14 protein-coding genes are annotated in these 14359 nt (G+C 37.8%); 7 read left to right on the plus strand and 7 right to left on the minus strand.

The genetic code is table 11. The features are described from left to right. Positions 1 to 429 precede the first annotated feature (429 nt). A complete protein-coding gene (locus AC3WSK_RS22615) occupies positions 430 to 1275 on the minus strand; it encodes an NAD(P)H-binding protein (RefSeq protein WP_427484811.1) in 846 nt (281 codons plus the stop codon). A 269-nt stretch (positions 1276 to 1544) separates the two neighbouring features. Here AC3WSK_RS22615 and AC3WSK_RS22620 point away from each other — a divergent pair, with 269 nt between their 5' ends. From AC3WSK_RS22620 to AC3WSK_RS22630, 3 genes are all read left to right on the plus strand, one after another. Further along, a complete protein-coding gene (locus tag AC3WSK_RS22620) occupies positions 1545 to 2591 on the plus strand; it encodes a PseG/SpsG family protein (protein WP_079563722.1) in 1047 nt (348 codons plus the stop codon). Positions 2592 to 2974: 383 nt separating this feature from the next. Further along, the gene (locus AC3WSK_RS22625; protein ID WP_492414611.1) at positions 2975 to 3160 is read left to right on the plus strand and encodes an SE1832 family protein; all 186 of its coding nucleotides are present in this window, start codon (positions 2975 to 2977) and stop codon (positions 3158 to 3160) included. A gap of 40 nt (positions 3161 to 3200) precedes the next feature. After that, entirely contained in the window at positions 3201 to 4766 is a 1566-nt protein-coding gene (locus tag AC3WSK_RS22630) for an ABC-F family ATP-binding cassette domain-containing protein (protein ID WP_079563724.1), read from the plus strand. Positions 4767 to 4861: 95 nt separating this feature from the next. Here AC3WSK_RS22630 and AC3WSK_RS22635 read toward each other — a convergent pair whose 3' ends face one another. Further along, complete coding sequence (locus AC3WSK_RS22635; RefSeq protein WP_427484812.1) at positions 4862 to 5620, minus strand: hypothetical protein; 759 nt, start codon at positions 5618 to 5620, stop codon at positions 4862 to 4864. Beyond that, a complete protein-coding gene (locus tag AC3WSK_RS22640; RefSeq protein ID WP_427484813.1) occupies positions 5613 to 6122 on the minus strand; it encodes a sigma-70 family RNA polymerase sigma factor in 510 nt (169 codons plus the stop codon). The genes AC3WSK_RS22635 and AC3WSK_RS22640 overlap by 8 nt, the downstream gene beginning before the upstream one ends. A 527-nt stretch (positions 6123 to 6649) precedes the next feature. Between AC3WSK_RS22640 and spx the strand changes: the two genes are divergently transcribed. Then, entirely contained in the window at positions 6650 to 7054 is a 405-nt protein-coding gene (spx, locus tag AC3WSK_RS22645; protein WP_079563727.1) for a transcriptional regulator Spx, read from the plus strand. A 23-nt stretch (positions 7055 to 7077) separates the two neighbouring features. After that, positions 7078 to 7521 carry a MarR family winged helix-turn-helix transcriptional regulator gene (locus AC3WSK_RS22650; RefSeq protein ID WP_079563728.1) on the plus strand — a complete coding sequence of 148 codons (444 nt, stop codon included), beginning with the start codon at positions 7078 to 7080 and terminating at the stop codon, positions 7519 to 7521. Positions 7522 to 7719: 198 nt separating this feature from the next. Here the strand turns inward: AC3WSK_RS22650 and AC3WSK_RS22655 are convergent, their stop codons facing one another. Then, a complete protein-coding gene (locus tag AC3WSK_RS22655; RefSeq protein WP_492414612.1) occupies positions 7720 to 9126 on the minus strand; it encodes an amidohydrolase in 1407 nt (468 codons plus the stop codon). After that, a complete protein-coding gene (locus AC3WSK_RS22660) occupies positions 9123 to 10355 on the minus strand; it encodes an MFS transporter (RefSeq protein ID WP_492414613.1) in 1233 nt (410 codons plus the stop codon). Before AC3WSK_RS22660 ends, AC3WSK_RS22655 begins: the two co-directional genes overlap by 4 nt. A gap of 130 nt (positions 10356 to 10485) precedes the next feature. Between AC3WSK_RS22660 and AC3WSK_RS22665 the strand changes: the two genes are divergently transcribed. Then, positions 10486 to 12429, plus strand: coding sequence for a helix-turn-helix domain-containing protein (locus AC3WSK_RS22665; RefSeq protein ID WP_079563730.1), 1944 nt, complete (start codon positions 10486 to 10488; stop codon positions 12427 to 12429). Positions 12430 to 12567: 138 nt separating this feature from the next. On the opposite strand, the gene AC3WSK_RS22670 is transcribed toward AC3WSK_RS22665, so the two are convergent. Then, a complete protein-coding gene (locus tag AC3WSK_RS22670) occupies positions 12568 to 13116 on the minus strand; it encodes an RNA polymerase sigma factor (RefSeq protein WP_079563731.1) in 549 nt (182 codons plus the stop codon). A gap of 395 nt (positions 13117 to 13511) precedes the next feature. Further along, on the minus strand, positions 13512 to 13682 hold the full coding sequence (locus tag AC3WSK_RS22675; RefSeq protein ID WP_346427009.1) for a response regulator transcription factor: 171 nt from the start codon (positions 13680 to 13682) through the stop codon (positions 13512 to 13514). A gap of 296 nt (positions 13683 to 13978) precedes the next feature. On the opposite strand from AC3WSK_RS22675, the gene AC3WSK_RS22680 reads away from it, so the two are divergent. Beyond that, complete coding sequence (locus AC3WSK_RS22680) at positions 13979 to 14281, plus strand: hypothetical protein (protein WP_079563732.1); 303 nt, start codon at positions 13979 to 13981, stop codon at positions 14279 to 14281. The last annotated feature ends 78 nt before the right edge of the window (positions 14282 to 14359 follow it).

Genomic DNA, 14359 nt, shown 5'->3' on the forward strand with positions numbered 1-14359 from the left:
CTCCCGCGGGTATTCGCTTTGCTTCCGCGGATATTCACCTCGCTTCCGCGGGTATTCACCTTGCTTCCGCGGGTATTCGCTTTGCTCCCGCGGATATTCACTGCTCCCGCGGATATTCACTGCTCCCGCGGGTATTCACCTTGCTTCCGCGGGTATTCACCTTGCTTCCGCGGGTATTCGCTTTGCTTCCGCGGGTATTCGCCTTGCTCCCGCGGGTATTCGCCTTGCTCCCGCGGGTATTCACTGCTCCCGCGGGTATTCGCTTTGCTTCCGCGGATATTCACCTCGCTTCCGCGGGTATTCACCTTGCTTCCGCGGGTATTCGCTTTGCTCCCGCGGATATTCACTGCTCCCGCGGGTATTCACCTTGCTTCCGCGGGTATTCACTGCTTCCGCGGGTATTCATCTCGCTCCCGCAGGTATTCACCTTTATTTATCCCTACGATGTTGGAAATTTACCTCTTTATCTACAACTGTTTCCTCTATTTTATATTTATCTCGATTAATCACGACTTCTTGATTTAGTTTATCTCCTCCATCGCTGATACTCGATAATTTGCGTTTCTCCCAATTAAATAAATTTTCTCTTGAAACGTCCTCATTCTGCGTTTCGGGAAAATCTAATTGAGCCAATTCCTGTGATGGATAAATGGTAACCGGCTGTTTATCGCCGTACAGTGCAATAACGATCATTGCCTTCGCAACTTGGGAAGCTTCTATAGCTCTTGAACGCTTCAATGGTCCCACTAATAGTGGTTTTGCTAACTTTAAAACCTTCTCTCCCGCCTTTTCACCTAAGCGAAACTCTTCTCTCTCTCCAACCAATAAAGATGGGCGGATAATAGAAAGTCTTTGTAAGCCTAGCTCCATAAGATCGTGTTCAAGCTTTCCTTTTACTCGATTATAGTAAAATGGAGATTTTTCATTTGCCCCCATTGCTGTAATAACTAGCATATGTGGGATTCCTCGTTTTTTGGCTAACGAGGCAATCGTTAGTGGATATTCAAAATCAACTTTCTCAAATTGCTCACGAGATCCTGCCTTTTTTTTTGTTGTTCCTAAACAACAATAAAGCTCATGTGCAAATTCGAGATCTTTTTCCTCTAAAGTATCTAAATTACGAATTTTCACTTCTAGCTTTGGATGCGTAAATGCCGGCGCTCTTCGTGCAATTACCATAACTGAAACATATTCATCATTTTCACATAATTGTTCTACAAGAGAGGTACCTGTTAATCCAGTAGCCCCTACAACAATTGCTGCGCGCATTCCCATTAGTTGTACCCCCTTCTAAGCTCAGTTGCTCCAGAAACCATATTGCCGGAACAAAGCTTCTATTTTTGCTAAAAAACTAAAACAATCCTATATGTATTTTCCCGCAAACTCTACTTTCTTTATCGGTCAAAAAAGGAGCTCTTACTCATTTAATTTGTAGAAGTTTGAAAAACTATTTAGAGCTATAATTTATCTAATCCTAATTTTTTACACATACTTGCCCATCATTCACCATAATTTAAATAGACGGATGAAAGGATGGGATACATTTGCAAAACGAAACTCAACCAATGGAACTAAAAAAGACGATTGTCTTCATTATTGAAAGCTGTATTGATAAAGGGCTGTATCCTTTTGAACGGGTTGCAACGCTGACAAAGCTACTTGCAAATGAACAAGTTTTCATATTTGTAAAGACCCCTTCAAATGATGGGATTCAGATTTTAATGAATGACAATCTCTCGCCTATCTTATTTGAACATTTTGATGAGCTACCCAAGCAAATGAAAGGTATTCAGCCTGATTTAATTGTAAGAGATGGCCGTAACTCTGAAAGCTGGCAAGTACAAAATTTACGACCGTTCTGCAAATCAATCATCCATTTTGATGATTTAGGTGAGGGTGGTCAAGCCTGTGACTGTGTATTGCTAGCACTCTATCAAGAAGTTAAAGATTATTTACCCTCTCATTATATTGGTGGAAGCTTCAATTTTGTATTACCAGAAGCTTATCAAAATTTTGAGGATCGACCAGACAATAAAATACCCGAAAATCCACCTCATATCGTTGTTGCTTTTGAGGATGGGGACGAGCATAACTTAACCTACCGTACTCTTCGACACTTAACGCAGCTACAAATCCCACTACAAATTACAGTGATGATAGATGATAGCTATCGACATGCAACAGATGATTTGCAAATGATGGTACTTAGTCGTCGTAACACTGCCATTCTTCGTGATAAAAACGCACTCCTAAAACTATTACCAAAAGCAGATGTTATTATTTGTAATGCTAACTATACACCTTATAAGATCGCCTCTTATGGAGTACCTTGTATTACACTTGCACAAACTGAGGCTGAATTATTACATGCCTTCCCTCGCGAACATAATGGCTTTATTCACCTTGGACTTGGTCGCAAAATGAAACAATCACAAATTCAAAACGCTGTCATGGAATTTTTATTACATGAGGCTCGAAGTGAACGGGCTGTTAAAAAACAACGACAGCTCAATCTTGCAAGTAACAATGAAGCACTACAGTCCTTACTTTTAGATTTCGCTTACGATCGACATAATATCGCTTCTACTTAGTGATTCTTTGAAGGTGGATATGATACAATATAGAAGAATTTTTCACTTTCGTTTTTCTTTCATTACAAGAAGTGGATTCAAGCATCATAAGTACCCGATTGATAGTAACTAATAAGCGGTGGGGGATAAAAAAACCTCCATCGCTTTAACTTCTTTCAGCGGGTGTTTGGACACCCAAGAAGTTAAAGCCTCCGGCGGATGTCACGGAATCGAAAAGGAGTTCTTAGGGGATGTTAGCCTAAAACCATCGCATCCATGCGATAACGGCTAACTGACCTGCATCGTGCAGGCCTAAGCATAAAGCCGATTCCGGACGCAATTATGCCGAGGCATAATTGATACGCATTCTCTATACAAAATATACACAAAAAGGAGCAATCATCATGCCATCAAAAAGTGATATTGAATATCAAATTAGAGAGCTAAAAATGGATTATATGAGTTTACAAGGTGACATTGAGAAGCTTGAATCTACAGGTCATAATGATCAAGTAGCAAAAGCAGAGCAACGCCTTGCAAATATGGAAGCAACACTTGCAGAGTTAAATAAACAATTAGCAGCACTTTAATATCTAGCGGTCATGAGCCGCTACCCTCGGAGGAACATATATGGCTATATTAACAGTTGAAAATTTAGGTCATTCATTCGGTGACCGCACGCTTTTTAAAGATGTCTCTTTTCGTCTAGTTGAAGGAGATCATATTGGTCTAGTAGGTGCAAACGGTGTTGGTAAGTCAACATTAATGGGCATCATTACGGGTCAAGCAATCCACGATACTGGTAAAGTTGAATGGCTTCCAGGAACACATTACGGCTATTTAGATCAGCACACTGTATTGACAGCTGGCCGCACTATGCGTGATGCATTACGTGACGCTTTCCTTCCTTTATACAAAAAAGAAGAAGAGCTTAATGAAATTACAGGGAAAATGGCTGAAGCAACACCTGAAGAATTGGAAGAATTACTAGAGCAAATGGCTGAGGTGCAAGATGCTCTGGATGCAGGTGATTTCTATTCTCTTGATATGAAGATTGATGAGGTTGCGCGTGGTCTTGGTCTTGACGCAATCGGCTTGGACCGTGATGTCGCTGCTCTTTCCGGTGGTCAACGTACAAAAGTTTTACTAGCTAAGCTGTTACTTGAAAAACCAAAAGTATTATTACTAGATGAGCCGACGAACTATCTTGATGAAGAGCATATTACATGGTTGAAAAACTATTTAAAGAACTATCCACACGCTTTCTTATTAATTTCGCATGATACAGAGTTTATGAATGAAACGGTGGATGTTATCTTCCAACTAGAATTTTCAAAATTAACTCGCTATACTGCGACTTATGAAAAGTTTTTAGAGCTTGCTGAAATCAATAAACGTCAGCATATCGATGCTTATGAAAAACAACAGGAATTCATTAAAAAACAAGAAGATTTTATTGCGAAAAACAAAGCTCGCTACTCAACTACTGGTCGTGCAAAATCTCGCTCCAAGCAGCTTGACCGCTTGGAGCGCATAGACCGTCCTGAAACAGCTGTAAAGCCTGAATTTGGTTTTAAAGAGGCACGTTCTTCTGGTCGTTATGTAGTAGAGGCTGAAAACTTAGTCATTGGATACGACAAGGACAAGCCGTTACTTCCTCCACTTACATTCGCTATTGAACGTGGGGAAAAAATCGCTCTAGTCGGTATGAATGGTGTCGGTAAATCAACATTATTAAAAACGATGTTAGGCAAAATAAATCCGCTCGATGGAAAAGTGTTTCGCGGTGACTATCTTTACCCATCTTACTTCGAACAAGAAGTAAAAGCTGAAAAAATTACACCTATTGATGATGTGTGGAATGCCTTCCCTTCTATGGAGCAGGCACAAGTACGTGCAGCATTAGCACGCGCAGGACTAAAAACGGATCATATTACTCGCCCACTTAATTCTTTATCTGGTGGTGAACAAGCAAAGGTACGTTTATGTAAGCTTATGATGGATGAAGCAAACTGGCTATTATTTGACGAACCGACAAACCACTTGGATGTCGATGCAAAAGACGAACTAAAGCGTGCCATGAAAGAGTTTAAAGGCACAATCGTATTAGTAAGCCATGAACCTGATTTCTATGAAGGTTTAGCGACAAAAGTTTGGAATGTCCAAGACTGGTTTACTTCAGGACAACAAAACTAAAAATATTATTAATGAGGGCCGCTTCCGGTATGATTTTTTTGATCATTCGGAGCTGCCTTCTTTTTTTGCTTGAAACTCATACTGGGCTTAGTGGATTATTTCACGTTGAATTTTAATAGAATATCTTTCTTCAGCCTTTCTTTGAACGCTTTCTCTTCTGTGTTTGTTGGAATGTCCTGTGCATCGCCGCCATCTAGGTTGAACTTACCGTTGTTCATATTGATAATGCTATAGCCGCCCATGCCGTTGTTCTTCAGGAACATGATATAGCGTCTGCCTTGCTTCATCTCACGATATCCACCTACCGTAACTTTTGTTTGTTGTTTGTCAGCTTCCGTGATAATACTAATCGGTTCAATCACTTCCATTTGTGAGCCAATGTTTATTCCTTCAGGTTGCTTAATTATACGCTCGATGTGTAATTTTGTTAGCGTATAGAAGTCTTGGAGCGTGCCGTCTTCGTACTTCGTCGATTGATGATCACGGTTAGTAAAATCATCTATAGGAGATGCGACGAGAATAATATCTGCACCTTGGCTGAGCTTATCCGCCGTTTCATACCCAATATAATTAGCTTGAATATCAACCGTATGCATACTGTCCGTTGCTGATTCGGTGACATCAACCGTATGTCGATCAGAATCAGGTGTTGTACTATTTTGAACAAAATCATGATTAACCAAAGATAATATTCCAATAGATACAAGTAAACCAGCAGCTACAACGATACCTTTTACATTTTTTCTTTTTCTTTGCCTTTCGTTTTTCGCTTTTAAAACGCCCATTGCACTCCTCTTTTGAAGTTCTTTTGGGATATCAATTTTTTCAACCTCTTGTTTTATTTTATTACTCATTACCTCTATCTCCTTCAAAGTATTTATTTCTAAGTTTCTTTATAGCTCTATATAAAACCGATTTTGCGGTTCCTAACGGCATATCTAACAACTCGGCAATTTCTTTAAAGGTATGATTTTGATAAAACCTTAAAAGTACGACACTTTTTTCTTCCACCTCCAAACCATCTATCAAGTCTTGTAATGATAAAGTAAGAGGAAGATCTTCTTCTTCGGCTTCAATATACTCCTCGTATTCTGGTCTTATTAAAACAACCTTACTATTTTTTTTAATTAAATTGATTGCACAGTTCATCGTAATTTTCATCAGCCAGGTTTTAAAATATTCTGGGTTGTTCAATGTATCTATCTTTTTAAATGATTGATATGCTACTTCTTGAACTACGTCTAAAGCATCTTCTTTGTTTTTGACATATACATAAGCCACTCGATAAATTTCTACCTCATATTGCTGAAAAAGCGTTAAAAAGGCTTCGTCATTCCCTTTTTGAGCTTTTTTCACTAATCGTATAATTGTAGTTTCCCCTCTCTCCTTTTTGTCCTATCTTTATAGACAATCGAAAGTTCAAATTGGCTTAAGCTTTTTTGATTTTTTTACAAAATAGCCTGAATCGCTTTTCGAGCTGTTACTACTTGAGCAATCCGCCCCTACCCAAAGAACAAAAAAATTTATTAATCTATGCATAAAAACCTGCATCCAATCATAATAATAATGAGTGGATAAACAATATATCTATTATCTATAAGTCTGACTATTTCTCTCTCTATTAAACTGCTCTCTTTATTCTATGAGCATCTATTATTAAGGCTTAGCAAAACTTACATCATTGTAAGCTTAATTTGCGAAACTTTTCGCTCTTTTGCGCGTATATTTTAGTGTAATAAAAAAAATGTTAGTTCTAGTTAAATTTTTAAAAATAAATATTGATTTATATATAGCTTACTAGTAAGATATATGTATAACCTATTTAACTTACTAATAAGATATATATTAAATATAATCCTAAAAAAGAAAGCGGGGAATGAAGAATGACAGTTACAATTTATACACAAGCGAGCTGTTCTTCATCCAGAAAAGCATTAAAATGGTTAAAAGATCACAACATCGAATATAAAGAAAAACGTATTACATCACATCCACTAACACTTGCTGAATTTAAAGAGATTTTAAGCATGACAGAAGATGGAACAGATGAAATTATTGCAACTAACTCAAATGATTTTAAAAATTTAAATATTGATATTGATCAGCTCTCTATCCAAGAGTTGTTTGCCATCATCCAAGCTCATCCAAGAATGTTACGAAGCCCTATCTTAATTGATGAAAAACGTATTCAAGTTGGGTACAATGAGATGGACATTCGCCGTTTTATTCCACGCAAAGTACGTGCCTATGAGTTAAACGCGATGACAAGATTAGCACAAGAAAGTTAAAACAGTTTTGGAGTTGACCTTATATGGATCAAGAAAAACAAATAGCCATTACCTCGTTGTTTGAAGTAGTATCTTCCATTGAGCGTAAGTGGGCAAACGAGTGGAATAATCATAATGTACTCGGCTTTTCAAAATCCCATATTTTAATTTTAGACTACTTATCGCAGGAGGGACCAAAGCGCCCTTCTGCCATTGCTGATCGGTTAAAAGTGACAACAGGTGGTGTCACTGTTTTAACAACTAAGCTTATTAATGCTGGATTTATTGAAAAAACACAGCATGCAACAGATCGACGAGCTTCTCAATTGAAAATTACAGCTGATGGCGAAGATATTTTAGAAGAATCCCGTCAGCAAGTTAACGAACTTATACACAATATGTTTGGTATGCTGTCAGCTGAGGAAGTCCAAACATTACGTAATATTTTTTCGAAATTACTCAACGCTGAACCTAATCGATATGAGTAAACACTTCATTTTCACACCGTAAAAAGTTAGACAAGCATCTAACTTTTTACGGTGTTTTTCTGTTAGCTCAATTTTTTGGTAACCTCCCCTTCCCCTCTGTTTGTACATCATTAAAAAGGATGAAGATTTCTCCTCACCCTAAAGTTTATATTCATTTATACCTCGGCATAATTGCGTCCAAAATCCGCATTCATCTCACTAAACTGGATTTGGCGCTTTTACTTCTTCTGGAATACCACATTCATACTGTTTCCCAGCTTTTAAATTTTCAAATTCCTCCTTCGCCTTTTTAAGTACATCAGGATTTAGTAAGGAATCAAGTGCAGCTCCTGCCATTGCTTTTGCCGCATAATGCATTCCTTTCATGCCGAGTGAAGATCCAAAAGCAGCGGTTGCTTGCCAAGTATGCACTTGGATCCCATACGGAGCACAAGTTGTAAATACCTGACCAAGGGGCGCTATCCACGAAACATCCCCTAAATCGCTAGAACCTTGCATGGATTGGCGAAAAGTTTGTGGCAAATGAAATACTTGCTCCACCAATACCTCCTTACTTATTTCATTTGATACAAATGATTGCTGGGCGGTACCTGCAAGAACAGAAGGATCCAATGAAGCCTGTAGCGCCTTTGCAAAAATAAGCTCAGCCTCTGTAAAGGATAATGGCGGTAGCTCGTTCCACTGCGCCAACATTTGCTCATTTAATGTGAGATTCGGTAATGTATCGTAACACCCTGCCTTCAGCTCCCAATGCACTTCTGTTTCTGTCATCATCGCTGCCCCTTTTGCCACCTTAATGAGTCTGCGTTCTAAATCTTTGATAGCATCACGATTTGCTCCGCGTAGGTAATAATAGACACTCGCTTTATCTGGAACAATATTCGGTGCTAAGCCACCATTTGTAATTTGATAATGAATCCGAGATCCGTCTGGCACATGTTCGCGTAAATAATTGGCTCCGACATTCGTGATTTCAACAGCATCAAGCGCACTTCTCCCTAAATGTGGCGCACCAGCAGCATGTGCTGTTCGACCTGAAAAATAAAATTCAATAGCAGTGAGTGCTTGCATAGAGAAGTTCGCTGTCACGTTAAACGTCCATGGATGCCACGTATAAACAACATCTAAATCATCAAAAACACCAGCACGTGCCATATACGATTTTCCAGATAACAATTCCTCTGCCGGACAACCATAATAGCGGATCGTTCCTTGTATATTGTGAAGCGTCATCACTTCTTTTAAGGCAACTACAGCTTCTACCCCAGCCGTTCCTAATAAATTGTGACCGCAGCCATGCCCAGGTGCCCCCTCCTCCACTGGAGAATATACCGAACTGACTTGCTGCGATAACCCTGGAAGTGCATCAAACTCTCCTAAAAATCCGATGATTGGACTCCCTGAACCCCACTGTGCATTAAAGGCAGTTTGTACATCGCCAATCGGCGTAACAATTTCAAACCCTTCTTTTTTTAGAACATCTTGTTGCAGTGAAGACGCAAATGTCTCTTCATAGCCTAACTGAGGATTTTCCCAAATTTGCTTTGCCATATGACTAAACGTTTCTTCATTTTCTTGCATCCACTCAAATAGTTGTTGTTTCACAGTTCGTATCCCTCCACAGATTTTATAGTTGTTTGTTGCTGATGGTTAACTGGTAAAGTAATAGCGATTATAGCCGCAATGACACACATGATGGCTAAAAATATAAACGATGTTTTAAAGGAACCACCCGATGCATTAATTAAATACCCCATAATTGTTGGCGAAATAATACCTGCTGCTTGTCCACCAAAATTGACGATGCCAAAAGCTGTCCCAACATTTTGCTGATTGACAACACGATGTGGCGTTGTAAATATGAAAGAGGCCATAAAAGCTACAAATATAAAGGCGATTGACTGATACGTAATAGCTATTGCTGCAGAGCCGGCTGTAGCCATGAGATATAAACAAACAGCCAGCACGGCTGCTCCGAAAATCACGCCATATTTCGAACGCCCTCCTAGCTTTGAGATGATACGCCCACTTACAATCATACCAACCATTCCAAAAATCGCTGGTATAGCCGCGATGAAGCCGACATTTTTTAAATCAAGACCATGCACTTTCATTAAATAGGTTGGCATCCAAGTATTTAAGCCCCAGTTTGCAATATTAATAAAGAAGAAAATAAGAAGTACACGCATTAAATATGTATTTTTTAATACTTTGCCAAAAGAGCCCTTCTCTTCTTTTTCCACTTTCTCCTCTGCCGTAAAAGTTTGTGCATTTTTAGTACTCCATAAAAGAGCGATCACAAAAATAAGTCCTAGACCAGAAATTAAGAAAAATACATTGCGCCAATCCATTACTAATAATAGAGGCGCACAAATAATAGGAGCGACAGCACCACCGATCATATTGGATGACATCATCGTCGTTTGAGCATTTGTACGTTGTTCTTTATGAAAATAAATAGAAATTGCTTTTGTACTTGCTGCAGGATATCCGCCTTCCCCAATACCAAATAAAAATCGAATGAAGAGTAGTGAAGTGAGTGACCAAGCTAATCCCGTAAATGCAGTAAAAACGGACCAAAAAATAACAGCGCCAATTAATAATTTAATCGTTCCGTATTTATCCGTTAACCACCCACCAGGAATTTGCATAGCAGCATAGCCAAAGAAGAAGGCACTTAAAACAAATCCTAGTTCCGTAGCTGTTAAAGATAGGTCATTTCCAATATTGATTAAAGCTAGGCTAATAGCAGTTCTGTCAATGTATGAAACCATCCATCCAAAGAATAAAACGCCTAAAATTAAATGACTGCGGTTTTTTAGTTCGACATTCACACCTCCACCTCCCTAATAATTATCTAAATATTAAGAAAAAAAAAGGACGAAATCATTAGAATATCTTACAATGTTTATAAAGTTCCATTAGAATAAATTCCGAAATTATAGGAAAGGAGTCGAAATAACAATGTTTCTAGAGGAGCATACAGAACTTATATTGAGCGACGACAATTGTAGCTTTTACATTTATGGTGCAACAAAGGAATGGTCTTTATTTTATGGGCGACCTTGTGAAATACAACCTGATTTAAAAGGAGTATATTGGGATAAAAAACAGCAACGCTTCAGTGCAAGGTTATACATACCGGAGCCAAATGAGTGTATTGTCCAAGGTATCATCTTTGGAGACTTTACAGATTATGATGAGAAATTTTTAGTTTGGCAGCTAGAAAAGACCTTTTATCAGAAAACCCTTATACGGCAACATGAGCAAAAATTAGCCATTTTACAGCTCATGGGCGCTATGAACTCAACGTTGAAAATAAAGACGCTGTTACAAACGATCATAGATTTTGCCATTTTAGCTATTCCAGTCATTGACCGAGGATTTTTAATGTTATTCAATCCTGAAATGAAGTGTTTATATACAGTAGCTAGTGCGGGTGTAACAGCGCGTATTTTTGATTATGCACCTCAATTGGGCGAGGGAATGGCAGGCTATACATTTCAAACAGGTGTATCGGGCATTTACAACTACCAAGAAACATTAGAGATTATGGGCAATGTCACAAAGCTGAATCTAGACGCATTAACGGAAGCAGCACATTTAGGAAGAATCGAGAATAATACATCGATGGCTGTTCCGATAACCTTTCATGAAAGAAAATTAGGTATTATGATTGTCCATCAATATACGAATAAACGTGCTTTTCAACAAAGTGATTTAAGACTCCTAGAAAGCTTCGCATCACAGGCTGCCGTTGCTATAAGAAATGCGGAAGCTTATGAAGAAATAGAACGGTTAAATGCTTACTTTATAAAGCAACATGACATTCATCAAATCTTTCTTAAACTTTCCTTGCAAAATGTGCAAGAAATGAAAATCATCCAAACGACGAAGGAATTATTACAATTAGATGTTCAATATATAAATTTAGCAGATCGTAAAACATTTTTACATCTAGCAGAAATGGACAAGCTCTCTGCCATTAAAAAGGACCAGTTAATTGATATCGGCTATGTCTTCCCTATTGGAAATGAAACAGAAACATTCGGGTATTTAATTATTCAGCAATTGGAGGAATTAACGAGTCAGCAACGTATGATTATAGAAAATGCGGCGATGAGCTTAACGTTAAAATCGTTACAAATACAGGCAGCTGGACAAACGATTTTTAAAGAACGTTTTGAGCTTTTCCAACAACTTATCTCTGAACGCGCCCCACTCGTTGATTCTCGTTTTGATGAATTAGGACTTGATATTAAGAAACCAACATTCGTCGTAAAATTTAAGCTAAAACAATTTTCCCATAAAAATAGTATGCAATTTATTCAACATGTGCAGCAGTATTTCAAAGATCAACATTTTATATTTACAAAACGTGAAACGGTCGTTTGGATACTACAAGGAGATACAGCTTTTCGCAAAAAAATAAAACAACAATTAACACAGGCCATCATTAGTTGGGTCCAGTTTTATCATCAACAGGTGGCAATAGGCATTGGCGATGTACATGATCATTTACTAAAGGTCGCTCAAAGTGCAGAAGAAAGTAAACAAGCACTCCGACAAGCTCTGCGCCACACACAAAAAGAAGAGGCAGTAACCATTTTTGGTTATGAAGATCTAGGTATTAATCGACTGTTCAGCAAGCAAAGCGAAGAAGAGATTGGACAATTTGTCCATGATATACTCGCTCCGTTATACAAGCTAAAGGATGAAACTTTACTGGCAACACTTCGTTGTTACACTCATCAAAATCGTTCCATTTCGAAAACGGCTTCCACCTTACACATTCACCAAAACACGCTATACCACCGACTCGAAAAAATCGAACAATTGTTAAATCGAGATTTACACAATCCAGCGCATTATTTAGAAATTCATGTAGCCTTGCATTTAAGTGAGTGACTTTAACTTCTTCCAGCGATCAAAATCCCCATCAAAAAAAGATGCATCGCAAAGTAATTTTGCAATGCATCTTTTTTGGGATTGGCCGAACGAATACTTCCGTCTAAGTAATACTGCTAGTGCGACCAATGCATTTCATCATGCTGGTAGCACTGACTCTACGATGGCTACATCGGCCATTAGCATTTCTTTCAAACGAGCTTTCGCACGGAATAAACGAGATTTCACAGTACCAATTGAAACTTTCATAATTGTAGAGATTTCTGCAAGTGAATATTGGTCTATGTAGAAATACCATAAAGTTTTACGATAGATTCCATCTAGTTGGCCCATTTTATCCTGTACTAATTGAGTAACAATATCTTTTTCAATTTTTTCTTCAGTTGAAATGTCATTATTGGGAACCAAATCTAATATCGGTACGTCTAATGTTTCAGGTTGGTTCATCATGTATTTACTACGTCGTGTTGTTTTACGATAGCGATCTCTAAATGTATTCATTGTAATTGTTGTAAGCCAAGCTTTAATATGCTCCACTTCGGCAACGCTATTCTCATAACGTACAACCTTTACCCATACTTCTTGCATTAAATCTTCAGCTTCTACAGTATTGCGAGTAAGTTTTAAACATAAGTGGTATATGTAACGATTAAATTCCTCATATACGCCTTCTAATTTTTCATTCATTTTGTATTCCTCCGCTTCTTGTTCTTGCTTCTATATACATTCTCGCAAAATAATGTATTACACTCTATCGTATTGGCTTTCAATTACATTACAATCGTGTAAGCTAAGATCCTTTCACTTGTAATATTCGTAAATAATGTTTTATTACAATACTTCCTTTGCGGAGGAAAGCTTCATAACACGTCCCTTCTACTTCGTTTTTATTGTACTCCCAATAGCATTCTCTTATATTTCCTAAAGCACAGTACTCCTTATTTAAGATCATCGCCAAAACGTGTGGATGATTGATCCCCAAGGAGTCGCTCAGCAGGAACGAAGATCAACGTATTTACAAAGTAGACATTTTAACAAAAGTCATTCATAACTTTTGGTGATGAGCCTTAAATAATTCAGAGTTAACTCAACAAACCTAATCGAAGGACAGAAGCGACAACCTGTGTACGATTTTTTGCTCTTAGCTCAGTCATTAAATTACTGGCATAACCCCTTACTGTATGTTCACTTAAAAACAGTAGGCTACCTATTTTTTTATTGTCATACCCTTCTGCTAATCCAAAATCATAGATTCCCTTTACGTTAAGTGGAGTTCAGAGGCGTTCTCCACTCTTTCCCCTTTTCTTGATAAAAATAAACCTAAGCGTTCCCCCATCTTGTTCAGTGAGCAGCCCCTTCATGCTCTGAACTTTTGAAAGCTCTGAAAAGAAGTTACAAGTTGTTTTCATAATACTTAGAATAGTATAGTATATTTAGACAGGATCAATCGATAAAACAGTTATCTGCTCAATTTCTTAGGTTTGAATAAATTTGTATAGCAAAAAAATATAAGTTAATCAGTTATGAAAGATACAGAGAGGTGATTCTGATGGAAGGTGATCTTCAAGTTATTCGCAAAGAATCGAGGCCAATAATCTTTACGCTTATATTAGTCATAGCTACTTTTGCAGTTTTCTTTATTAGTCGTTTCGTGAATGAACCATACCTAACTATTTTTTTAGGGCTCTTTGCATTAATAGATATTGGATTTATTGTTTCAATAGTGATGGGGATTAGAACAAAAAAAACAAATATTATTATTTTAAGTGTCATTGTCAATGGTCTATGTTTTGTACTTTTGACTATATTTTTATTACTAGTTGGCTTTGGGATAGGATTTTCTGAAGCATAATTAAAAAGCCGAATATCTCGGTTATTTAGAAATATATCTCAAATATTTTTTTGAAGATTGGTTTAAAATACGACTCTT

This window comes from Lysinibacillus sp. EB271-A1-10B, from assembly GCF_058791335.1.